Below are 21,810 nucleotides of genomic sequence, written 5' to 3' on the forward strand. Positions count from 1 at the left end.
TCGCCGTGTCGCCGGGCATGGCCCGGCGCTAGCGGAACGTGCGGTGGTAGCGCCGGGCCATGCCCGGCGAGCGCGAAGCGCGGTAGACGGGGGCGGATCACAGGATCCGACCCCGTGAACTTTCAGCCAGCCGTCCGCACCTTGGCCACGCGCGCGGCGAAGGTCGGCAGCACCAGCAGGGTCAGCACCGTGGCGGTGATCAGGCCACCGATCACCACCGTCGCCAGCGGCTTCTGCACTTCCGCACCGGAACCACTGGCGATCGCCATCGGAATGAAGCCGACGATGGCCACCAGTGCGGTGGTCAGCACCGCGCGGATACGGCTGGATGCACCATTGATCGCGGCCATCATCGGCACGTCACCGGCGTCCAGGCGCTCGCGGATCGCCTGCATCAGCACCAGGCCGTTGAGCGTGGCCACGCCGGACACGGCGATGAAGCCCACTGCGGCCGACACCGAGAACGGCATGCCGCGCAGCAGCAGGGCGAGGATGCCGCCGACCAGCGCCAGCGGTACGCAGCTGAACACCAGCACCGCTTCCTTGCCGCTGCGCAGGGCCATGAACAGCAGGCTGCCGATCAGCAGGAATACCACCGGCACCACCGTGGCCAGGCGCTTTTCCGCGCGCTGCAGGTTCTCGAACTGGCCACCCCAGGTCAGGTACGCACCGGGCGGCAGCGCCACGTCGGCCACGGCGGCCTGTGCTTGGCCAACGAATCCGCCGAGGTCGCGGCCGCGCACGTTGGCCTGCACCACCACCCGGCGGCTGCCGTTGTTGCGGCTGATCTGGTTCGGTCCTTCGCTGACGCTGATGCGCGCTACCGAGGACAGCGGAATCACCACACCGGCCGGCGTGGCGATCGGCAGCGAGGCCAGCTGATCCGGATCGTTGCGTGCGCTGTCATCCAGCCGCACCACCACATCGAAGCGACGGTCGCCTTCGAATATCTTGCCGGCTGCCATGCCGCCGATGCCGGTGGACAGCGCATCGCTGACGTCGGCGGCGGTCAGCCCGTACTGCGCTGCCGCTACATGGTCGATCTTGACGTTGAGCGTGGGCAGGCCGGAAATCTGCTCCACCCGCACATCGGCCGCGCCCTCCACCGCGCGCAGCTTCAGCGCCACCTGGTCGGCCACCTTCTGCAGCTGGCTGAAGTCATCGCCGAAGATCATCACCGCCAGGTCGGTGCGCACGCCGGAAATCAGCTCGTTGAAGCGCAGCTCGATCGGCTGGCTGAACTCGAAGCTGTTGCCCAGCTGCTGGCCGGCCAGTGCTTCGAAGCGGGCCACCAGCGCCTCCTTGCCCAGCTTCGGATCGGGCCAGTCCGCACGTGGCTTGAGCACGATCACGCTGTCGGAGATGTTGGTCGGCATCGGGTCGATTGCCGCTTCGGCCGTACCGGTACGCGAGAACACCGTTTCCACTTCCGGTTGCTGGGCGATGGCCTTCTCCAGTGCCAGCTGCATCGCCAGCGACTGCTCCAGCGAAGTAGACGGGACGCGCAGTGCCTGCATCGCCACGTTGCCTTCATCCAGGGTAGGCATGAACTCGCGGCCGAGCAGGCCGAACGAGCCAATGCCCACCAGCAGCATCAGCGCTGCGCCGGCGATCACCGCGCGCGGCCGCGCGACGGCCTGGCGGATGATCGGCTCGATGCGTCCACGCAGCACGCGGATCAGCTTCGTTTCGTGCTGGCCATCATCACTGTGTGCCTCGCCTTCCTTCGGCTTCGGCTCGCGCACCATCAGCGCGGCCATCGCCGGCACGAAGGTGAAGGAGAAGATGAAGGCACCCACCAGGGCCAGCATGAACGTGGCGGCCATCGGGTGGAACGTCTTGCCCTCCACACCTTCCAGGGTGAGGATCGGTGCGAACACCAGCAGGATGATCAGCTGGCCGAACGCGGCCGGTCGTGCCATCTTTCGCGCCGAATCGGCCGCTACGCGCAGGCGTTCCATCGCGGTCAACGCACGGCCCAGTTCGGCACGACGCTGGCCCAGCATCAGCAGCGTCGACTCGATCACGATCACCGCGCCGTCCACCAGGATGCCGAAGTCCAGCGCACCCAGGCTCATCAGGTTGCCACTGATGCCGAAGCGGTTCATGCCGATCACCGCGAACAGGAACGACAGCGGGATCACCAGTGCGGTGATCGTCGCCGCGCGCAGGTTGCCGAGCAGCAGGAACAGCACCACCACCACCAGCAGCGCGCCCTCGGTGAGGTTCCTGGCCACGGTCTTGATGGTGGAATTGACCAGCACGCTGCGGTCCAGCACCGGCGCGGCCACGATGTCCGCCGGCAGCGAGGCATTGACCTGCTGCAGCCGTGTGGCGGCCGCCTGGGCCACGGTGCGGCTGTTGCCGCCGGCGATCATCAGCGCGGTACCGAGCACGGCCTCGTGGCCGTTGCGGCTGGCCGCCCCCAGGCGCGGTGCGCGGCTTAGGCCGACATCGGCCACATCGGCCACCCGCACCACCACGCCGTTGCGGGTGGCTACCGGCGCCTGTGCCAGGTCGTCGGTGGTCAGTGCCAGACCGTCGGCACGCACCACCAGGCCTTCGCCGGCGCGCTGCACGAAGCCGGCACCGGCCTGCACGTTGGAGCGCTGCAGGGCCGTCACCAGATCGGCCAGGCCCAGGCCATGCGCGGCCAGCCGCGCGCTGTCCGGATGCACGCCGTATTCCTTCACGTAGCCACCGACGGTGTCCACGCCCGCCAGCCCGGGGCTGGAGCGCATCTGCGGCGCGATGATCCAGTCCTGCACGGTGCGCAGGTAGGTGGCGCGTTCTTCCGGCGTGCGCAGCAGGTTGCCTTCCGGCGTGCGGTAGACCTCGCCGGCCTGCCAGCCAGCTTCACCGGGCTTGGCCAGCTTCGCAGGGTCGAACGCGGTGAAGTCCACCGTCCACATCAACACCTCGCCGAGGCCGGTGGTGACCGGCGACAGCATCGGCGAGGCACCCTCGGGCAGCGCTTCGGCGGCCTCGCGCATGCGCTCGGCCACCTGCTGGCGGGCGAAGTAGATGTCGGTGGCATCGGTGAAGATCGCGGTGACCTGCGAGAAGCCATTGCGCGACAGCGAACGGGTGGTGGCCAGGCCGGGGATGCCGGCCAGCGCGGTTTCCAGCGGATAGGTCACCTGCCGCTCGATCTGCTCGGGCGTCAGTGCCGGTGCCACGGTGTTGATCTGCACCTGGCGGTTGGTGATGTCCGGTACCGCATCGATCGGCAGCTTGCCGAGCTGGAACAGGCCCACGGCGGCAACGAGTGCAGCCAGGGCCACGACCAGCCAGCGGTGGCGTACCGCGGTTTCAATGATGAGCTTGAACATGGAAGGTCCTCAGTGCCCGTGCTCGGCTTCGCCCTTGGCCAGTTCGGCCTTGAGCAGGAACGCGTTGGCGCCGACGATGCGTTCGTCGCCGTTCAAGCCGCTGAGAATCTCGATGCGGTCACCGGCACGTCGGCCGGCCAGTACCGGCTGCACCTTGAAGCCGCCCTCGACGGCGACGAATACCGCGCTGTTGCCGCCGACGTTCTGTACCGCATCAGCCGGTACGCTCAACGCGCCGTCCTTGCCGTCGGTGACCACCACCGCCGATACCGGCGAACCGGCCGGTGGCAATGCGGCACCCACCGGCGTGGCACGGATCACCGCCACGCCACCCTGCTGGCGCACATCGGCGGCCGAACCGGTGACGGTGGCACTGAAGCTGCCGCCCGGCACGGTCACTTCCAGCGTCATGCCCGGCGTGACCTGCGCGGCCAGCGCCGGTGGCGCGGTGAACACCAGCTCGTTCATCGACGGATCGGCGACGTCGGCCACCGGGCTGCCGGCCGCCACCACGCCGCCGGGCGTGACCTGCACGTTGCCGACGATGCCGGCCACCGGGCTGGTGATGCGCACGCGGCCGCTGCTGTCGGGTGAACCGGTGGCGGCGGCCTGTGCCTGCGCGGCAGCGGCCTGCGCCTGCGCCGCCAGCGAGCGCGCGCGTGAGGTTTCCAGTTCCTGGCGAGCGACCACGCCCTGTTCGACCAGTGCCTTGTCGCGGCCGTGGGCCAGGCGCGCCGCCTCGGCCTCCGCGGCGGCGGCAACCGCATTGGCGCGGAACACGGCCGCCTCGCCACTGACCACGATCGCCAGCGCCTGGTTCTGCTTCACTGCCGTGCCCGGTGCGACCAGCACGCGCTCCACGCGACCGGTCACGGTGGAAGCGACCGAGGCACGTGCACCGATCGACGGTTCCACCCGGCCGGACAGCCGCGTCGAACCACCGCCGCCGCGGCCGACGGCCACCACGTCGATGCCGGATGCCTTGATCTGCTCTGGCGTCAGCTGCACCACGCCTTCATCGGCATCTGCCGCGTTGCCGGTTTCGGCCTTGGCGTCGGTGCTGTCGGCGGCGTGGCCATCGTCGGCTGTTGCCTTGCCGGCGGGCTCCGAGGCATTCGGGGCCTGTGTGTTACCAGAACAACCGGCCAGCAATGCAGTCAGCAACAAGCCGCCAACCAGCGGAAAAGAACGGGACAGGTTCATCGGGCCTCCACAAAGGGTGCGCGCCCTTCAAGGCGGGCGAGATCGATTTCCGCGCCAACGCGCGACAGGCGCGCGTCCACAGCGGTGCCGCGGGCGGCGATGAGGGCACTGCGGGTGCTGCGCAGTTCCAGCTGCGAGATGCGCCCGGCGTCGAAGCCGATGCGCGCCAGCCGATAGGCTTCCTCGGCGGCTACCACACTTTCGTCGGCCGCGCGGGTGCGGCTGCCGGCGGCCTTCAGGCCCGCTACCGCCGACAAGCGTTCGGCTTCGCTGTCGCGCCGCTGCTGGTCCAAGCGCGCTTCGGCCGCGCGCTGTTCGGCACTGGCGGCGCGGATGCCACCACGATTGCGGTCGAACAACGGGATCGAGAGGCTCACGCCGAGCGTGTAGGCCTGTTCGCGGTCCTCGCGGAAACGCGTCTGCGCGGCGGTAACGCTGAGGTCCGGCAGGGCACGCTTGCGCTCGACGTCGACTAGACGACCGGCCGCATCAACTTCGGCTTCGGCCACGCGCACGGCCAGAGCCACATCGGTGGCGCCAGGCGGTACTGGCGGTGCGCGATCGAGCAGGCTGTTGTCGATGGTCTGCACCGGTGCATCCAGCAGGGCCGCACCTGCCAGGCGGGCCAGCGCGGCGTCGCGGAAGGCCTGCGCCTCATCCAGCGCGGCGCTGGCATTGGCCACTTCGCTCTGTGCCTGCACGGCACGCAACTGCGGCTCGCGGCCATGCTTGACCATGGCGATGACCGCCGCCGCATCGTCGCGGGTGAGGCTCAGCGCTTCTTCGGCCAGCGTGTAGCGACGCAGGGCGCTTTCGGCCTGTGCGTAGATCGCCGCCAACTGGCTGGCGACATCGCTGCGGCTCTGCGTACCCCGCAGGGCAGCGGCCTGTGCCTCGGCGCGGGCGGCGCGGACGCGCGCGCCGCGCTGGCCCCAGACCTCCAGCGGCTGGGACAGGGTAAGCACGGTGTCGGCCCTGCCCATGCCGCCGTAGGCGCCTGTGCCCCAAGCGTTTTCGGCGGACCAGGAAAGGGATGGATTGGGCAGCGCCCGGGCCTGGTCGGCGCGGGCGTCGGCCGCCTCGGCCAGTGCCGCGCCGACGCGGGCGCCGGGCAGCTGGTCCAGGCGTTCAAGCAGGGTGTCGTACGAAGGTGCGGCTTGTGCGGCGACCTGTGCGGCGGGGATCAGGCCCAGCAGCACGGCGACGACCAGCCCGGCCGCGCGCGGCGACCGAGGTGTCAGGATCGACATAGGGGGATTCCGGTTGTGAGTGAAACGGGAGCCCGCGATTGCGGGACGCGCTCAACTCACGCCCGGGGAGGACGTGCCAGTTCGTCCTGGGCGACCGCATAGGTCGCCGCGTCGCCTGCGTTCATCCAGCGCGCCGGTTGCGGCGTGCCAAAGGCGGCGAAGGTGCTCGCCGGCAGGCTCAGGTTGGAGTGGTGGCAGTGGTTGTGGCTGCAGGCAGCGGCGTGCTTGCCGTCGTTGTCACTGTCACCGTCGGCGTCTTCGGCGCCGGATTGCACATGCACCACCGTGCTGTCGTGCGGTTCCACCGCACACGCCAGCACATCGGCCACCGGCACGACCACGAATGCCGCCATCAGCAGCATCAGCAGGGTCGAACGAAGGTGGCGGGCGATCCGGCGCATGGAGGGGAGGCTAGCAAGCGGTTTTCGGTGGATACAATATCAATGGCCACCTCGGGAATTTGTCGGCGTGTTCCGTTCAGGCGGGTGTCCGGGGTGCCGGCCGCTGGCCGGCAATCCCATGAACCCTGCTGGCGCAATGCGCTGCCGGCCAACGGCCGGCACTACCGGTCTGCGGGCAGTTTGGCGATCACCTTGATCTCGAACTGGAACCCATACAGCCAGGTCACGCCGATGCCGGTCAGGGTCGGGTGCGGCGCTTGGCCCCAGTACTCGGGCACGATCGCCCAGGCCTTCTCGAAGTTCGTTTCCGGATCGACCAGGAACACGGTCACGTCGATCACGTCATCGAACGTGCAGCCTGCGGCGGCCAACACCGCATTGAGATTCTCGAAGGCGCGGCGGACCTGGGTCTCGAAGTCCGGTTCGGGCGAGCCGTCCTCGCGGCTGCCGACCTGGCCGGAGACGAACAGGAAGCCATTGGATCGGATCGCCGGCGAATAGCGGTTGCGCTCGTACAGCGCCTGCCGGCCGGCGGGAAAGACAACATCACGGTGGGACATGGGACGGATTCCAGACGGGAGCGGACCATCCTCCCCGCCACCGCTGTCTGGATAAACCGTGATCATCTGTCTAGATTGATTGCATATTCCAAACAATCACAGCCACGGCCATGGACCGTTTCGAAGCGATGCGCGCGTTCGCCCGGGTGGTGGAGACCGGCAGCTTCACCCGCGCCGCGCACACCCTGCAGCTCAGCCGCACCACGGTCACCCAGCTGGTGCAGCAGCTGGAAGCGCATCTGCGGTTGCGGCTGCTCAACCGCACCACGCGCCGGGTCAGCGTTACCGCCGATGGCGCGGCGTATTACCCGCGCATCGTGCGCCTGCTGGCCGAGCTGGAAGAGGTCGAAGGGGGGCTGGGCGAGGCCGCCGCACAACCGCGCGGGTGCCTGCGCGTCGACGTGCCGGGGCCGTATGCGCGCCTGCGGCTGGTGCCGGCACTGCCGGATTTCCAGGCCCGCTATCCGGAGATCCAGCTGGACATCGGCGTCAGCGACCGCGAGGTCGATGTCATCGCCGACAACGTCGATTGCGTGATCCGTGGTGGCGCGCCTGCCGATCCCGCGCTGGTGGCACGACCGCTGGCGCGCCTGCCGATCGGCTTCCATGCCAGCCCGGGCTATGTGCAGCGGTTCGGTGTGCCGGAACACCCGCGCGCGCTGGAAGGGCCGGACCACCACACGGTCGGTTTTCTCAGCCCACGCAGTGGCCGCGCCCGCGTGTTCACCGCGCAGCGTGGCGCCGAGCGCGTCGAGGTGCAGGGGCGCTACTCAATCGGCTTCGATGATGGCAACGCCTATCTGGCCGCTGGCCTGGCCGGCCTCGGCGTGGTCGCGCTGCCCAGCTACATGGCCGAACCGCATGTGGCGCGCGGCGAGCTGCTGCCCGTGCTGCACGATTGGCAGCTGCCGCCGATGCCGATGCACGTGATGTTCCCGCCGAACCGGCACATGAGCCAGCGGCTGCGGGTGTTCATTGACTGGGTGGTGGAGACGTTGGGCTGAGCCACCGCTCGAGTGCGGCCACGCCGCATGCCACTCCATCCTCGTTCGCCATTGCAGCGCCCAGCGCGGCCGCACGTGCGCGTGTATCGGCATGCTCGGCGAACGCCAGTGCATCGGCCAACACCTTCGGCTGCAACCGCTTGGGTGACAGTGGCGCCGGTGCCACGCCCAGGTGCTGCAGTCGATCGGCCCAGAAGAACTGGTCGGCGGCGAACGGCATCACCATCGACGGTATGCCGGCGCGGCATGCCGAATGCGTGGTGCCGCTGCCGCCGTGGTGGATCGCCAGTGCGCAGCGCGGCAACAACGCTTCATGCGGGGTCGGGCCGATCACCCGTACCGAGTCGGGCAGCGTCATGTCGGGCACGCCGACCCAACCGGGAAACAGCAGCACGCGGCGTGGCGCCAGCGCCGACAACAGCGCCGGCAGCACACGCTCGCGCTCGAAGCCGGTCATGCTGCCGAAGCCCAGATAGACCGGCGGCGGTCCTGCATCGAGGAAAGCCCGCAGTTCGCACGACGGTTGCCACGGCGCAGCAGGGGCCGACCATTGGCCGCACACGAGGTGGTCGGCCGGCCAGTCCGAAGGCGGTGGCAGCAGCTGTGGCGAGATGCCATACAGCATCGGCAGGCCAGCCCAGAGGGAACGTCGTGGTGGCTGCCCGGCGTGCTGGCGGGCCGTGTTGATCGGGCCGCGGAACTGTCGCCAGATCAGGCCGTTGACCAGGCCATAACTGGCCCGGTTCAACCAGCCCGGCGAGCGTCCGGGCGGCAGGAAGGGCGAGCGGAACGCGCGCGTCGGCGTCAGCGGAATCATGCCGGCGCCGATCACCGGAAAGCCGCGACGCTCGCCGACGCTCATGCCGACGAACGCAGCCAGGCCACCGGTCAGGATCGCATCGCAGCCGTCGGCAGCAGCATCGGCCTGGCGCATCCAACCGGCGACATGTTGCAGCGCCATCCGTGCCAGCCCGGTGCTGGCGGCGGCAACGCCATTGCCGCGTGAGACCAGCGCCACCACTTCGTCGTGGATGTCGCCTTCCAGCGCGGCGTGCGGGACGCCCAAGGCCTTCGCGCTGTCGAGGGTGCCGCCGTCGGCCAGCAGCATGACCTCGTGACCGGCCGCGATCAGCCCATGGCAGAGCATGGCCAGCGGGCGCGTATCGCCTTCGGTGCCGTAGGTGAGGGCCAGCAGTCGCATTGGAGCCTCCGCAGTGAATCACCAGTATGCCGGCATCGCTGTGTTCGTCCGCGCTCCTGCCGACGCACCGCGTGGGACAATCCCGCCTCATCTGCCCCCGCCGCACGGGGCGCGCGCAACAGGATCCAGCACCGCATGACCGCACTGCCATCCCTACCGTCCCTTGTCTGCCGCATGCCGGCCGCTGCATACCGGCGTGCGCCGTGAGCCGCGTCGTCGCACTGGACACCGAAACCACCGGTATCTCGCATCGCCTGGGCCATCGGGTGATTGAAATCGGGGCGGTGGAACTGGTCGATGGACAACTCAGCGGCCGCCAGTTCCACACCTACCTGCAGCCGCAGCGGAAGGTGGACTGGGGCGCGCAGCGCGTGCACGGCATCAGCGATGCCATGCTGGTGGGCAAGCCGCTGTTTGCGAGCAAGGCCGCCGAACTGCTGGAGTTCCTGCGTGGCAGCGAGATGGTCGCGCACAACGCCACCTTTGACGTCGGCTTCCTCGACAACGAGCTGCGCCTGGCCGGCATCGCCGAAGGGCTGGCCCAGCACTGCCGCGTGACCTGCAGCCTGAAGCTGGCCCGCAAGCGCTGGCCGGGCATGCCCAACAAGCTCGACGATGTGCTGCAGCGCCTGCGCATTCCCGGTACCCGCGGCCTGCATGGCGCACTGAAGGATGCCCACCTGCTGGCCCAGGTGGTGCCGCACCTGCGCTGAGGGCAGGGCGCCGCCATCGTGTTCAGGCGTGGCCTGTGGGTAAGTTGCGCAAGGTCTTGATTGCGTGCATAATGCGCGGCTCGCTGTGTCCGGTTTCGTGCCGGGCGGCGCCCCCGGGAGCACGTCCCCGGCCGCCCAACGCCAGCGTAACCCTTTGATTCTCTTGACGTGTGGTGGGCAACCACCGAGGCCGCCGTCCCCCGGGCTACGGGGAGACACAACTTACTATCGAGGTGCGCCATGTCCCGCGTATGCCAGGTTTCCGGCAAGCGAGTGCAGACGGGTAACAACGTCTCGCACGCCAACAACAAGACCCGTCGTCGTTTCCTGCCGAATCTGCACGAGCGCCGCTTCTGGGTTGCCAGCGAGAACCGCTGGGTGAAGCTTCGTGTTTCCGCGCATGCACTGCGCACCATCGACAAGAACGGTATCGATTCCGTTCTGGCTGAGCTGCGTGCGCGCGGCGAAAAGGTCTGAGGAGTAGACGATCATGGCAGGCAAGCGCGATAAGGTCCGTATGATTTCGACCGCTGGTACCGGTCACTTCTACACGACCGACAAGAACAAGAAGAACACCCCGGGGAAGATGGAATTCTCCAAGTACGATCCGGTCGTGCGCAAGCACGTCCCGTACAAGGAAGGCAAGATCAAGTAATCCGCAAGGATTGCGGGTCGCTTCCGAAAAAACCCGCCCTCGTGGCGGGTTTTTTTGTGGCCCCCCGCCCCTGGTAGGTGTCGACCTTGACCGACACGTTCCGACCCCGTGGGTGCCGACCGTTGGTCGGCACGCTGTCCCCAGCGCTGCTCGACTCTGCACACCCCGCTGGGCAGAATGGCCCCACACCTCCCAACGGGCGACGCGATGCTGTTCGAGTGGCTGCTGGGCTCGTACCTGCTGTTGATCGACTGGCTGATCCGGCTGGTGGCGCTGTGCTGGATCCCCACCCGCACCACGCCGGGCGCGGCGCGCAGCTGGCTGCTGCTGGTCGGCTTCGTGCCGCTGCTGGGCCTGCCGCTCTATCTGCTGTTCGGGCATCCGTGGCTGTCGCGCGAGCGCATCCGCCGGCAGGCCGAGGCCTCGCAGGTCATCCGTGAAGAACAGGCGCTGCAGCGCCGCCTGCGCTGGACGCCGCAGCCCGATACCGCCAGCGCCGAAGTGGTGCCGCTGGTGCAGCGCCAGGGCGACTTCATGCCGGTGCACGGCAACGCGGTCGACCTGCTGACCGACTACAGCGAATCGCTGCATACCCTGATCGCCGACATCGACCAGGCCCAGGACCGGGTGCACCTGCTGTACTACCTGATGTTCGATGACACGGTGGGCGAGGCCATCGTCGAAGCCCTGCAGCGTGCCGCAGCGCGCGGCGTGCAGTGCCGCGTGCTGCTGGATGCGGTCGGCGCCAAGCGGGGCCTGCGCGCATACAGCAAGCGGCTGCGGTCACGTGACATCGAAGTGCGCGCGATGCTGCCCGGCGGCCTGCGTTGGCGCCGCAGCGGGCGCATGGACCTGCGCAACCATCGCAAGATCGCGGTGATCGACAACGAAGTGGGCTATGTAGGTTCGCAGAACCTGGCGCGCCCTGAATTCGTTGCCGGCCACCCCAACCGCGAGCTGGTGGCGCGCGTGCGCGGGCCTGCGGTGGCGCACCTTGAAGCCGTGTTCGCCAGCGACTGGTACATCGAAACCGGGCAGCGCCTGGAGGTCATCGCCGACGTGCCGGTGTGCAGCGAGGACATCGCCACCCAGCTGCTGCCCAGTGGCCCTGCCTACCCGTACAGCAACGCGCGCGATGCGGTGGCCGCGCTGATCCATCTTGCCCGGCGCCGGCTGGTGATGGTCACGCCCTACTTCGTGCCCGACGAAGCAACGCTGAGTGCACTGCGCATCGCCGCGCTGTCCGGCGTGCAGGTGCAGCTGATCCTGTCGGCCAGCAACAACCAGCGGCTGACCTCGTGGGCGCAGGAGGCCTACTACGATGAGCTGCTGCGCTGCGGTGTGCAGATCGCGCTGTACGAGCCGCAGTTCCTGCATGCCAAGCACATGAGCGTGGATGAGGACATCGCCGTGCTCGGGTCGATCAACATGGATATCCGCTCGTTCGCGCTGAATGCCGAAATCGGCCTGATCTGCTACGACCGACAACTGGTCACGCAGTTGTGTGCCATCGAGGACGACTACCTGCGCCAGTCGCGCCTGCTGGACCTGGAGCAGTGGCGCAAGCGTCCCACGTGGCTGCGCAGCCGCGAGGGCATCGCGCGCCTGGCCGATGCCTTGATGTAGGCCGGCGCCAGCCGGGCAGGGCCGATGGCCTACAATCGGCGCATGACTGATTCACCGCGTAGTGGCGAACTGGACCTGGCGATCATCGGCGGTGGTGCGGCTGGGGTGCTGGTGGCGATCCAGGTGTTGCGCCAGGCCCGAGCGCCGCTGGCGCTGGCCATCTTCGAGCCGGCCTCGCAGCTGGCACAGGGCATTGCCTATGCCACGCCGTGGCCGGAGCACCTGCTGAACGTGCCGGCGGCGAAGATGAGCGCCTTTGCCGACCAGCCCGGCGACTTCCTCGATTTCCTGCAGGCCGCCAACGCCTATCCGGGCGAGGCGCGCGAAGTGCTGGGCGAACGCTATGTGTGTCGCCACTACTTCGCTGCCTACCTGCAGCAGCGCCTGCGCGAGGCCGAAGCGGCCAGTGCGGCGCGATTGCAGATCGTGGCCCAGCCGGTGTTGGCATTGCATCCGGATGACCGCGGTTACCAGTTGCAGCTGGGCGATGGCCAAACATTGCATGCAGCGCAGGTGGTGATCGCCACCGGCAACAGCATGCGGCCGTTGCCGGTGGACGGCGTCGACGCGCTATCTGCCGATGACGTGGCCGAAGCTTGGGATTATGACGGCGTACGCACGCTGGCCAGTGACCATGCCCTGGCCATCGTCGGCTCCGGGCTGAGCATGGCCGACACCGTGCTGGCATTGGTGGCTGCTGGCCATAGCGGGCCGCTGCACGTGATCTCGCGCCACGGCCTGCTGCCATTGCCGCACGCCCACGGCGGCCTGCCGGCGTTCGACCCGCAGGAGCTGCTGCCGATGACCCTGCGCCAGCGCCTGCGCGTACTGCGCCAGCACGCACGGCACGCACAGGCCGACGGCATCCCGTGGCAGGGCGTGATGGATCGCATCCGCCCGCACGGCCAGGCGCTGTGGCAGAGCATGGACGCCCCCGATCAGCGCCGCTTCCTGCGCCACGTGGTGCGCTACTGGGACGTGCACCGCCATCGCATTGCTGAACCGGTGGCCGAGCAGTTGCAGGCGCTGCAGGCCAGCGGCCAGCTGCGCGTTCACCGCGCCCGCCTGCAGCGCGTGTGGCGCGACGGTGATGTCCTGCGGCTGTCGGGTCGCGAGGCGGGCGGCGGCAACGTGCAGTGGACGATCGCTGCGGTGGTCAATGCCACCGGTGTGGAGACCCGCGCCTCGGCACTGCGCAATCCCTTGCTGCAGCAGCTGCAGGCCGATGGCCTGGCCCGCCCCGGGCCGCATGGGCTGGGACTGGACAGCAGCGTGCCGGGCGACCGGCTGTGTGCAGCGGCTGGCCAGCCACAGGCGCGCCTGGGGGTACTTGGCAGCCTGCGCATCGGCAGCCTGTGGGAAAGCCTGGCGGTGCCTGAACTGCGTCAGCAGGCGCAGGCACTCGCCACGCAGGTGGTCGCAGGAGCTGCGACGTCGATGCCGTAAAATGGAGGCATGGATGTCTCCCACTTGCTTGATGGCCTGAACCCGGCCCAGCGCGAAGCCGTCTCCGCTCCCCTCGGTCACCACCTGGTGCTGGCCGGTGCCGGGTCGGGCAAGACGCGCGTACTCACCCACCGCATTGCCTGGCTGCATGAAGTCGAAGGCGTGCCGACCCACGGCATTTTCGCGGTGACCTTCACCAACAAGGCCGCCGGCGAGATGCGCCATCGCATCGACGCGCAGCTGCCGCATGGCAGCCGCGGCATGTGGATCGGCACCTTCCACGGCCTGGCCAACCGCCTGCTGCGCCTGCACTGGCAGGATGCCAAGCTGCCTGAAGGCTTCCAGGTGATGGATTCGGACGACCAGCTGCGGCTGGTCAAGCGCGTGGTACAGGCGCTGGAGCTGGATGACGGCAAGTACCCGCCCAAGCAGATTGCCTGGTGGATCAACGCGCAGAAGGATGAGGGCCGCCGCCCGCAGCACATCCAGCCCGAGCCGAACGATGCGTGGCTGGAAACCATGCGCCAGGCCTACGCCGAGTACCAGGCGCGGTGTGACCGTGCCGGCCTGGTCGATTTCGCCGAGCTGCTGCTGCGCGCGCACGAACTGCTGCGCGACAATCCGCCGTTGCTGTCGCACTACCGCGCGCGGTTCCGCGAGATCCTGGTGGACGAATTCCAGGATACCAACGCCATCCAGTACGCCTTCGTGCGGGTACTGGCCGGGCATGAGGGCCACGTGTTCGTGGTCGGTGATGATGACCAGGCCATCTACGGCTGGCGCGGCGCCAAGGTCGAGAACGTGCAGGGCTTCCTGCGCGATTTCCCGGGCGCGCAGACCATCCGCCTGGAGCAGAACTACCGTTCCACCGCCAACATCCTCAGCGCCGCCAACGCGGTGATCGCGCACAACCCGGACCGCATCGGCAAGCAGCTGTGGACCGACAGTGGTGACGGCGAGCCGATCGACCTGTACGCGGCGTACAACGAGATGGATGAGGCGCGCTACATCGTCGAGCGCGCACGGCAATGGGTGCGCGACGGCGGCAGCTACACCGAAGTGGCCGTGCTTTACCGCAGCAACGCGCAGTCGCGCGCGCTGGAAGAAGCGCTGCTGAGCGAACAGGTACCGTACCGCGTGTATGGCGGCATGCGCTTCTTCGAGCGCGCCGAAGTGAAGGATGCGCTGGCCTACCTGCGGCTGCTGTCCAACCGCAACGACGACGCTGCATTCGAGCGCGCAGTGAATACGCCCACGCGTGGCATCGGTGACCGCACGCTGGACGAAGTGCGCCGCGAAGCGCGCGCCCAGGGCATCTCGCTGTGGGAAGCCACCATGCTGGTGACCCAGGGCAGTGCGCTGGCGGCGCGTGCCCGTAATGCACTGGCCGGCTTCCTGGTGCTGGTCAACGAACTGCAGGCGCAGACCCTGCAGATGACCCTGGCCGAGCGCGTGGACCATGTACTGGTGCGCTCGCAGCTGCGCGAGCACTGGAGCAAGGAAAGCCGCAACGCGCTGGATTCGGAATCGCGCACCGACAACCTCGACGAACTGGTGTCGGTGGCCTCGCGCTTCGTGCGCCGTGCCGACGACATCGAGGAAGTGGGCGAGGACATGGACGAGCTGGTCGCGTTCCTGGCCTACGCGGCGCTGGAGGCCGGTGAGGGCCAGGCGCAGGCCGGCGAGGAAGGCGTGCAGCTGATGACGCTGCACTCGGCCAAGGGCCTGGAATTCCCGCTGGTGTTCCTGGCCGGCGTGGAAGAGGGGTTGTTCCCCAGTGCACGGTCGCTGGAGGAAAGCGGGCGGCTGGAGGAAGAGCGTCGGCTGGCCTACGTCGGCATCACCCGCGCGCGGCAGAAGCTGGTGCTGAGCTACGCTGAATCGCGGCGCATCCACGGCCAGGACAACTACAGCCTGCCTTCGCGTTTCCTGCGCGAGATCCCGCGCGAGCTGCTGCACGAAGTGCGGCCGAAGGTGCAGGTCTCGCGGCCGGCGTCGATGGGCGCAAGCCGGGTGATGGGACACGCCGCCATCGAAACGCCGCCGATCAAGCTGGGTGCGCTGGTCAACCATCCCAAGTTCGGCGAAGGCATGGTGACCGACTACGAAGGCAACGGTGCCCACGCACGCGTGCAGATCGAGTTCGCCGACGCCGGCAGCAAGTGGCTGGTGATGGCGTATGCCAACCTGACGGTGATCTGATCACCGCCGGGGTCGGATCCCTCCCGTAGGAGGGCTCTGACCCCGGCGCGATGGAAAGCAGCCGAGCACGGGCTTGGCTCTACAAAGGCGAGTGCTGATGACCCGCAACGTGCTCTTCCTCTGCAGCCAGAACCGTCTGCGCAGCCCGACGGCCGAGCAGGTGTTCGCCGATTGGCCGGGCGTCGAAACCGCCTCGGCCGGGCTGCTCGCCGACGCCGAGGAAGTGCTCAGCCCCGAGCTCCTGCAATGGGCCGATCTGGTGTTCGTGATGGAGCGGGCGCACCGCAACCGGCTTTCCAGCCGCTACAAGGCATGGTTGAACGGCAAGCGGGTGATCTGCCTGGATATTCCCGATGACTACGAGTACATGGACCCGGTGCTGGTGGAACTGCTCAAGCGCAAAGTGATCCCGTTCCTGCGCTGACCCGGGCGGCGATCAGTCCTGCGCCTGTAGTTGCGCGGCCGTGTCCTGTTCGGACATGGACTGCTGCAGGCTGCTGCTGAAGCTCTTCACCGCGCGCTCCAGGGCGATCTCCCAGTTCTCGCGTGACGGCACCTGGAAAATGTTTGCGCCATGGCCGGTGGCGGTGAAGGTTCGGGTTTGACCGTCCCTCCGCGCAACGACCTGCACCGAAATGTCGGCCAGCATTTGTTGTGTGGATGACACCATCCGGAAGAAGTTCGCCGGCATCTTGACCGAGAAATCGGTGAGCGAGGTCTCCAACAGCGTGCATGACGCTTCGCACCGATCGGCGGTGCGATATCCCATGTTGCGCAATGCCTGGATCATGATTTCGCGCGTCTTGTCCGCCGCTGTGGTGGACTCGACGGAGACGAGAACGCCGTTGCCTTGCCGAACCACCCCGGCAATGTTTTTGGCGCGGTCGGCTGCCGCAACCTCCGGGAAATAAACCGGACGACTGTCACGCACCGGGGCCACCACCACCACCGGGCCCTGCTCCGGGTTCACCCGGATGTCCGGCACGTTCACGCGCACCACTTCGGTGCGGATGCCACAGCCGGTGAGCAACAGCAGCAGTGCCAGCGTAATGATCGACTTCATGTATTCCCCCTGTTGGAATGGTGTCCTTGCGCCGCGCATTATCGCTCGGCTGCCAGGCGCGGGGAGTGGCTTTGGTCAGGGAGAAGCAGTCGGGCAGGCTCAGTTCTACAATGGCGGCCACATCTCCCAGGAACGCCCTCATGACCGAACCCACGCTGCATGTCACCGTGAAGTTGAACGCCAGGCTGCAGCCCGAGCATCGCCATGAGCTGTTCGAGGATCCGCTGGACGCGCTGCTGCAGGCGGCCGAGCTGGGCGGGATCACCGGAGGCGGTACCGCGATGTCCGACGAGGGCGAAGTCGAATACGGCGATATCGAAGTGGCACTGGCCGATGCCGCGGGTGTGCCGAAGCTGGTCGACCTGCTGGAGCAGCTGGGGGCACCGAAGGGGTCGCAGGTGCAGGGCGCAGGCGAGGCCGACCGCAGCTTCGGCGTGACCGAAGGCCTGGGCATCTACCTGGATGGCCTGACCCTGCCGGACGAGGTATACGAGCAGTGCGATTCGAACCACGTGTTCGAGCAGCTGTCCGAGCGCATTGATGGCCTGGGCGAGATCTGCAGCTGGTGGCAGGGCCCGAGCGAGACCGCGCTGTACATGTACGGCCAGTCGTTCGAGGCGATGCGTGAGGCGATCGCTGAATTCGTCGGCAGCTACCCACTGTGCCAGAACGCACGCGTGGTGCAGATCGCCTGAGGGCTGGGCCTCATGACCATGGAGGACGCGGATCCGGCCTGCGGTGGTACACCCGTGGTCGTGACCCATTTCGAGGAGATGCTGACGGCACTGCTGCCGGCGGTGCCGGCCGAGCTGCTGGAGGAAGAGCCGGATCTGGCCGATCTCTTCGCCTTTCAACGGCACCCACTGGAGACCCTGCCGGCGTGGCTGGGCCCGGATGCACGGCGGCTGCTCAGCGAGCAGGGTCTGCCGCGCCAGGCGGCACCGCATCTCTCGTTCTTCGAGGCCGAGCGTGCGGTCGAGGTCTCTGCCCTGCTCCCGGAGCCCGGCAGGGCGCTCGGCCATGATGGCGGCGGCAACCTGCTGGCCATCGACGCGGCCAGTGGCCAAGTGGTGCTGTGGGATCACGACAACGGCGACGCGCGCATGTTCGTCAACCGGGATCTGCTTCGCTTTGCCGAATGCCTGTGCGAGTTTCCCTACGGCGTGGAAAGCAAGCAGTCCTTCCTGCAGGCGGTTGCGCAGATCGATCCGGAGGCCGTGGCGGAAGGAGCCTTCTGGCCTTCCGGATACTGAGTCTGCGCAGCGCCGTTGACGGGTGCGGGTAGCGTCGAGAGCAGTCGAGCGTGGGCTCGCCTCTACAGGTGCGTGTCAGCGGCCCGCTGGCTGGCGGGCGTTGTCGCGCAGCGCCATGTCCTTGCCGACGCGATAGGCACCGAACAGCACCGCCAACGCGATGATCGCGGCGATCAGGATGGACTTCCCGGAGCTCCAGACGGGTGGTCTGTTGTTCTGCATGTGGATCATCCCTGGGAGCGGCAAGTGGCCGCACGGCCACCATGCATCGTGGATGGCAGTCGAGCAAGCTGGGCGCTAGGACATGGCCGGCCCCCGCACCTGCTCCCAGTCCAGCCCGAACTTCGCCAGGTACTTGCGCAGGCGGTCGGCGTCGTTGGTGCTGGCGCGCTGCGTGCGCGAGACCGCAAACAGCTCGCGCCCGGCGGCGGACAGCGACTTCGAGCGTGCACAGACCCGCACCACTTCTTCCAGCTGCACGCGGTCGAAACGGTCCAGCGCGTCCACGGCCTCGCCCAGCAGGGCATCCAGCGGAGACGGCGCATCGCCGCCGCGCCACTGTGCCCGCAGGCGCGCGATCTCGTCCTCCACGCCCTCGATCTGGATGCGCCCGGCGCTGGCCAACGTGGCCAGGCGCATGATCGACGCGCCCAGGTCGCGGAAGTTGCCGCGCCACGCCGCTTCCGGGCTGGTGGCGAATGCGAGATAGCGCGTGCGCGCTTCGGTGTTGAAGCGCACCCGCGCATGCTGGTCCAGCGACCAGCGCTCCAGCTCGAACTCGATGTTCGGCTCGATGTCTTCCATGCGCTGCGCCAGCCCGGGCAGGTGGTACGTCCACAGGTTGAGGCGCGCCAGCAGGTCTTCGCGGAAGCGGCCTTCCAGCACCGACTGCTGCAGATCGCGGTTGGTGCCGGCGATCAGCTGGAAATCGCTCTCCACTTCGCGGTCACTGCCGACCGGCAGGAAGCGCTTCTCTTCCAGCGCCCGCAGCAGCATCGCCTGTTCGTCCTGGCCGAGTTCGCCGATCTCGTCCAGGAACAGCAGCCCTTGGTGCGCTGAGCGCAGCAGGCCGGCACGGTCGCTGGAAGCGCCGGTATAGGCGCCTTTGGTGTGACCGAACAGGGTGCTCATCGCACCGTCGCCGCGCAGCGTGGCGCAGTTCACTTCGACGAAGCGACCGGGCAGCTGGTGCTTGAGCTTCTTCAGCTCGAACACGCGCTTGGCCAGCTGGCTCTTGCCGGCGCCGGTCGGTCCCATCAGCAGCATCGGCGCGCGCGAGCGGGTGGCCACCGTTTCGATCTGCTCGATCATCCGGTTGAAGGCGGCGTTGCGGGTGGCGATGCCGCCCTTCAGCAGGTCGCGATCCAGCAGCTGCTGCTGGGCGAAGCGCTGGGCGATGTGGTCGTAGCGCGACAGATCCAGGTCGATGATCGCGTACGTGCCGGCGGCACCGTCCTGCTTGCGCGGTGGCGAGGTCTGCAGCAGCCGTCCGGGGAAATGACGGCTCTCGGTCAACAGGAACCAGCAGATCTGCGCCACGTGCGTGCCGGTGGTGATGTGGACGTAGTAGTCCTCCTCCTCCGGCTGGAACGGGTAGCGCGCGAGAAAGTCGTGCAGGGAGGCGTAGACCCCCTCGAATTCCCATGGATCGGCCAGGTAGGTGTCGTGACGCTGCACGCTGATGCCCGGCGCGGCCTGCGCCAGGTCCTCGCAGACCACGCGCGCCAGCTTGCTGTAGCGGCGCTCATCCAGCAGCAGCTCGATGCGGTCGGGCAGGAAATCCTCATGCATGCCCAGCGAAACGGTCGGGCGCCACTTCTGCCAGCGGCCCGGACCCTCGCCTGCGTCGAGCTGGGTGCCCAGCATGCCGAATACCACCTGCCGACGCGCCATATCCATTCCTATAAAAGAGGCGCGGGAAATATATATCTTTTCGCCGATGTTCGCTGGGCAGGACAGTCTTGTTTCACTGAAATCATTTCAAAATCAATGGCATGCGATGGTTTCGCAAAAGTTGGCACGGCCATTGCTCTATATCCGGCAAGACACGACGCGGGCTGTTCCCGCCGAGGACATCAGCATGGCCAACCTTTCGCTCTTCTCCTGGATGCGCACGCCGCAGCCGCCGCAGGCAGACACCGTCAATGAAGCCGGTGGCCTGGCCTACCGCCGCGACCCGCGTGCGGCGCTGGCGCTGTATGCGGCCACCGGGTGCCTGAACAACACCTTCTACAGCGATGCCGAGGCACAGCTGCAGCAGGTGCTGGCGCTGACCGCGCAGGTCGAGCCGCGCTTCATCGCCCGCACCGCCCTGTACGCCCGCCAGGTCGCACACATGAAGGACATGCCGGCGCTGCTGCTGGCGGTGCTGAGCCTGCGCGACCCGGAGGCGTTCGCCCTGGCGTTCCCGCGGGTGATCGACAACGGCCGCCAGCTGCGCACCTTCGTGCAGATCATGCGCAGCGGCCAGGTGGGGCGCCGCTCGCTGGGCTCGCTGCCCAAGCGCAGGGTGCGTGAGTGGATCCAGCAGGCGTCGGCGGAAACGCTGGTGCGTGCGGCGATCGGCCAGCAGCCGTCGCTGGCCGATGTGATCCGCATGGTGCACCCGAAGCCGGCCAACGCCGAGCGCAAGGCGCTGTATGCATGGATCATCGGTCGTCCCTACGACGAGGCGCAGCTGCCGGCAGTGGTGCAGGCGTACGAGGCGTTCAAGCGTGACCTGCGCGGACTGCCGCCGGACCTGCCGTTCCAGTACTACAGCACGCTGCCGCTGGACGCGGCGCAGTGGTCGGCACTGGCCCGCAATGCATCGTGGCAGTCGATGCGGATGAACCTCAACACGTTCGCCCGCCATGGCGTGTTCGACGATCCGGCGATGGTGCAGGTGATCGCAGAGCGCCTGCGTGATCCGCAACAGGTGCGTCGTGCCCGCGTACTGCCCTACCAGCTGCTGATGGCCTTCCACGCCGGCGGTGGCTTGCCGGCGCCGATCCTGGAAGCGTTGCAGGACGCGATGGAGATCGCCACGGCGTCGGCCCCGGCATTGCCCGGGCGGGTGGTGGTGGCGGTGGACGTGTCCGGTTCCATGCAGTCGCCGGTAACCGGCTACCGCAAGGGCTCCAGCACGGCAGCGCGCTGCGTGGACGTGGCGGCGCTGGTTGCAGCCTGCGTGCTGCGCGGTCAGCCGCAGGCCAAGGTGTTGCCGTTCGATACCGAGGTGCGCCACGTGCGCCTGAACCCGCGCGACAGCGTGATGACGTTGGCCCGCCAGCTGGCCATCAACGGCGGTGGTACGTCGGTCAGCGCGCCGCTGCACTACCTCAACCTGCGGCGCGAGCCGGTGGACCTGGTGGTGCTGGTGTCGGACAACGAGAGTTGGCGTGACACCCGCCAGGGCGGCCAGACGGCCACGATGCTGCAGTGGGATGCATTGAAGCGTCGCTGCCCACAGGCGCGGCTGGTGTGCATCGACCTGCAGCCGGTGGCCAGCAGCCAGACCGTGCAGCGCGGTGACGTGCTGCACATCGGTGGCTTCAGCGATGCGGTGTTCGACCTGATGGCGCAGTACGCCGCTGCGGCCGAGGACGGCAGCAGCTGGGTCGAGCGCATCCAGGACATGGCGTTGTAAGGCGGCAGGGAGGCCGCACGGACCGCCCGGCTGGCAATGGGGCCAGCCGGGCAGGGCCAGGAATTCGTTTTCGCGGTGAATGCTGGTGGAACTACATTGGTTGTCCCTTCGGGGTCGGGTTCGAGTCCCGCGTTTCCTGCCTGTCGTGAGGAAGCAGACGTTCCACCTCCCTTGTCACCGCACCTTTTCAAACGGCACCGGCAACGGTGCCACCGCTTCAATGCCGGCAGCGCGAATGCCGGAGGAGCTACAGCCCCTTAAGCTCCAGGTCGC

General features: G+C 67.9%; 20 protein-coding genes. 11 read left to right on the forward strand and 9 right to left on the reverse strand.

All coding sequences use genetic code 11. From position 1 onward, the window contains the following. Positions 1-122: 122 nt before the first annotated feature. From ACUXVE_RS01740 to ACUXVE_RS01760, 5 genes are all read right to left on the reverse strand, one after another. Positions 123-3,332: an efflux RND transporter permease subunit gene (locus tag ACUXVE_RS01740; protein WP_445513691.1), complete on the reverse strand. Its 3,210-nt coding sequence runs from the start codon at positions 3,330-3,332 to the stop codon at positions 123-125. 9 nt (positions 3,333-3,341) lie between these two features. Continuing rightward, positions 3,342-4,535 carry an efflux RND transporter periplasmic adaptor subunit gene (locus tag ACUXVE_RS01745; protein WP_222388120.1) on the reverse strand — a complete coding sequence of 398 codons (1,194 nt, stop codon included), beginning with the start codon at positions 4,533-4,535 and terminating at the stop codon, positions 3,342-3,344. Continuing rightward, complete coding sequence (locus ACUXVE_RS01750) at positions 4,532-5,785, reverse strand: TolC family protein (RefSeq protein ID WP_445513692.1); 1,254 nt, start codon at positions 5,783-5,785, stop codon at positions 4,532-4,534. The genes ACUXVE_RS01745 and ACUXVE_RS01750 overlap by 4 nt, the downstream gene beginning before the upstream one ends. A 56-nt stretch (positions 5,786-5,841) precedes the next feature. Further along, entirely contained in the window at positions 5,842-6,186 is a 345-nt protein-coding gene (locus ACUXVE_RS01755; RefSeq protein WP_445513693.1) for a hypothetical protein, read from the reverse strand. A 161-nt stretch (positions 6,187-6,347) separates the two neighbouring features. Beyond that, positions 6,348-6,746, reverse strand: a complete 399-nt coding sequence (locus tag ACUXVE_RS01760; protein WP_445513694.1) for a RidA family protein — start codon at positions 6,744-6,746, stop codon at positions 6,348-6,350. Between the two features lie 110 nt (positions 6,747-6,856). Between ACUXVE_RS01760 and ACUXVE_RS01765 the strand changes: the two genes are divergently transcribed. After that, a complete protein-coding gene (locus ACUXVE_RS01765) occupies positions 6,857-7,750 on the forward strand; it encodes a LysR family transcriptional regulator (protein WP_445513695.1) in 894 nt (297 codons plus the stop codon). On the opposite strand, the gene ACUXVE_RS01770 is transcribed toward ACUXVE_RS01765, so the two are convergent. Continuing rightward, positions 7,719-8,951: a nucleotide disphospho-sugar-binding domain-containing protein gene (locus ACUXVE_RS01770; protein ID WP_445513696.1), complete on the reverse strand. Its 1,233-nt coding sequence runs from the start codon at positions 8,949-8,951 to the stop codon at positions 7,719-7,721. The two genes, ACUXVE_RS01765 and ACUXVE_RS01770, sit on opposite strands and share 32 nt — an antisense overlap. A gap of 203 nt (positions 8,952-9,154) precedes the next feature. Here ACUXVE_RS01770 and dnaQ point away from each other — a divergent pair, with 203 nt between their 5' ends. The 7 genes from dnaQ (at position 9,155) to ACUXVE_RS01805 (ending at position 16,017) form a co-directional block, all read left to right on the forward strand. After that, the gene (gene dnaQ / locus ACUXVE_RS01775) at positions 9,155-9,664 is read left to right on the forward strand and encodes a DNA polymerase III subunit epsilon (protein WP_208081474.1); all 510 of its coding nucleotides are present in this window, start codon (positions 9,155-9,157) and stop codon (positions 9,662-9,664) included. 240 nt (positions 9,665-9,904) lie between these two features. Beyond that, on the forward strand, positions 9,905-10,141 hold the full coding sequence (gene rpmB / locus ACUXVE_RS01780) for a 50S ribosomal protein L28 (RefSeq protein ID WP_005411638.1): 237 nt from the start codon (positions 9,905-9,907) through the stop codon (positions 10,139-10,141). Positions 10,142-10,151: 10 nt separating this feature from the next. Beyond that, positions 10,152-10,319 (forward strand): 50S ribosomal protein L33, encoded by a 168-nt coding sequence (rpmG, locus tag ACUXVE_RS01785; RefSeq protein WP_170272460.1) that lies wholly within the window; start codon positions 10,152-10,154, stop codon positions 10,317-10,319. Between the two features lie 207 nt (positions 10,320-10,526). Then, positions 10,527-11,945, forward strand: a complete 1,419-nt coding sequence (gene cls / locus ACUXVE_RS01790; protein ID WP_445513790.1) for a cardiolipin synthase — start codon at positions 10,527-10,529, stop codon at positions 11,943-11,945. A 24-nt stretch (positions 11,946-11,969) separates the two neighbouring features. Further along, the gene (locus ACUXVE_RS01795; protein ID WP_445513697.1) at positions 11,970-13,391 is read left to right on the forward strand and encodes an FAD/NAD(P)-binding protein; all 1,422 of its coding nucleotides are present in this window, start codon (positions 11,970-11,972) and stop codon (positions 13,389-13,391) included. Positions 13,392-13,400: 9 nt separating this feature from the next. Then, complete coding sequence (gene uvrD / locus ACUXVE_RS01800; RefSeq protein ID WP_032976788.1) at positions 13,401-15,593, forward strand: DNA helicase II; 2,193 nt, start codon at positions 13,401-13,403, stop codon at positions 15,591-15,593. 97 nt (positions 15,594-15,690) lie between these two features. Next, the gene (locus ACUXVE_RS01805) at positions 15,691-16,017 is read left to right on the forward strand and encodes a low molecular weight protein tyrosine phosphatase family protein (protein ID WP_059065622.1); all 327 of its coding nucleotides are present in this window, start codon (positions 15,691-15,693) and stop codon (positions 16,015-16,017) included. Positions 16,018-16,029: 12 nt separating this feature from the next. Here ACUXVE_RS01805 and ACUXVE_RS01810 read toward each other — a convergent pair whose 3' ends face one another. After that, positions 16,030-16,656 carry a hypothetical protein gene (locus ACUXVE_RS01810; RefSeq protein ID WP_445513698.1) on the reverse strand — a complete coding sequence of 209 codons (627 nt, stop codon included), beginning with the start codon at positions 16,654-16,656 and terminating at the stop codon, positions 16,030-16,032. A 140-nt stretch (positions 16,657-16,796) separates the two neighbouring features. Between ACUXVE_RS01810 and ACUXVE_RS01815 the strand changes: the two genes are divergently transcribed. Both ACUXVE_RS01815 and ACUXVE_RS01820 read left to right on the forward strand, forming a co-directional pair. Continuing rightward, positions 16,797-17,351, forward strand: a complete 555-nt coding sequence (locus ACUXVE_RS01815; protein WP_093821052.1) for a hypothetical protein — start codon at positions 16,797-16,799, stop codon at positions 17,349-17,351. 12 nt (positions 17,352-17,363) lie between these two features. Then, positions 17,364-17,909, forward strand: a complete 546-nt coding sequence (locus ACUXVE_RS01820) for an SUKH-4 family immunity protein (RefSeq protein ID WP_445513699.1) — start codon at positions 17,364-17,366, stop codon at positions 17,907-17,909. Between the two features lie 75 nt (positions 17,910-17,984). Here the strand turns inward: ACUXVE_RS01820 and ACUXVE_RS01825 are convergent, their stop codons facing one another. Both ACUXVE_RS01825 and rtcR read right to left on the reverse strand, forming a co-directional pair. Further along, complete coding sequence (locus tag ACUXVE_RS01825) at positions 17,985-18,131, reverse strand: hypothetical protein (RefSeq protein WP_445513700.1); 147 nt, start codon at positions 18,129-18,131, stop codon at positions 17,985-17,987. 75 nt (positions 18,132-18,206) lie between these two features. Then, on the reverse strand, positions 18,207-19,802 hold the full coding sequence (gene rtcR / locus ACUXVE_RS01830; RefSeq protein ID WP_445513701.1) for an RNA repair transcriptional activator RtcR: 1,596 nt from the start codon (positions 19,800-19,802) through the stop codon (positions 18,207-18,209). A 187-nt stretch (positions 19,803-19,989) separates the two neighbouring features. Between rtcR and ACUXVE_RS01835 the strand changes: the two genes are divergently transcribed. Then, a complete protein-coding gene (locus ACUXVE_RS01835) occupies positions 19,990-21,537 on the forward strand; it encodes a vWA domain-containing protein (protein ID WP_445513702.1) in 1,548 nt (515 codons plus the stop codon). The last annotated feature ends 273 nt before the right edge of the window (positions 21,538-21,810 follow it).

Source organism: Stenotrophomonas sp. 3(2025) (assembly GCF_052665395.1).

Coding starts and splice junctions, on each gene's coding strand:
- ACUXVE_RS01740 (WP_445513691.1), bottom strand. CDS start 3,332: ATGTTCAAGCTCATCATTGAAACCGCGGTACGCCACCGCTGGCTGGTC.
- ACUXVE_RS01745 (WP_222388120.1), bottom strand. CDS start 4,535: ATGAACCTGTCCCGTTCTTTTCCGCTGGTTGGCGGCTTGTTGCTGACT.
- ACUXVE_RS01750 (WP_445513692.1), bottom strand. CDS start 5,785: ATGTCGATCCTGACACCTCGGTCGCCGCGCGCGGCCGGGCTGGTCGTC.
- ACUXVE_RS01755 (WP_445513693.1), bottom strand. CDS start 6,186: ATGCGCCGGATCGCCCGCCACCTTCGTTCGACCCTGCTGATGCTGCTG.
- ACUXVE_RS01760 (WP_445513694.1), bottom strand. CDS start 6,746: ATGTCCCACCGTGATGTTGTCTTTCCCGCCGGCCGGCAGGCGCTGTAC.
- ACUXVE_RS01765 (WP_445513695.1), top strand. CDS start 6,857: ATGGACCGTTTCGAAGCGATGCGCGCGTTCGCCCGGGTGGTGGAGACC.
- ACUXVE_RS01770 (WP_445513696.1), bottom strand. CDS start 8,951: ATGCGACTGCTGGCCCTCACCTACGGCACCGAAGGCGATACGCGCCCG.
- rpmB (WP_005411638.1), top strand. CDS start 9,905: ATGTCCCGCGTATGCCAGGTTTCCGGCAAGCGAGTGCAGACGGGTAAC.
- cls (WP_445513790.1), top strand. CDS start 10,527: ATGCTGTTCGAGTGGCTGCTGGGCTCGTACCTGCTGTTGATCGACTGG.
- ACUXVE_RS01795 (WP_445513697.1), top strand. CDS start 11,970: ATGGCCTACAATCGGCGCATGACTGATTCACCGCGTAGTGGCGAACTG.
- uvrD (WP_032976788.1), top strand. CDS start 13,401: ATGGATGTCTCCCACTTGCTTGATGGCCTGAACCCGGCCCAGCGCGAA.
- ACUXVE_RS01805 (WP_059065622.1), top strand. CDS start 15,691: ATGACCCGCAACGTGCTCTTCCTCTGCAGCCAGAACCGTCTGCGCAGC.
- ACUXVE_RS01810 (WP_445513698.1), bottom strand. CDS start 16,656: ATGAAGTCGATCATTACGCTGGCACTGCTGCTGTTGCTCACCGGCTGT.
- ACUXVE_RS01815 (WP_093821052.1), top strand. CDS start 16,797: ATGACCGAACCCACGCTGCATGTCACCGTGAAGTTGAACGCCAGGCTG.
- ACUXVE_RS01820 (WP_445513699.1), top strand. CDS start 17,364: ATGACCATGGAGGACGCGGATCCGGCCTGCGGTGGTACACCCGTGGTC.
- ACUXVE_RS01825 (WP_445513700.1), bottom strand. CDS start 18,131: ATGCAGAACAACAGACCACCCGTCTGGAGCTCCGGGAAGTCCATCCTG.
- rtcR (WP_445513701.1), bottom strand. CDS start 19,802: ATGGCGCGTCGGCAGGTGGTATTCGGCATGCTGGGCACCCAGCTCGAC.
- ACUXVE_RS01835 (WP_445513702.1), top strand. CDS start 19,990: ATGGCCAACCTTTCGCTCTTCTCCTGGATGCGCACGCCGCAGCCGCCG.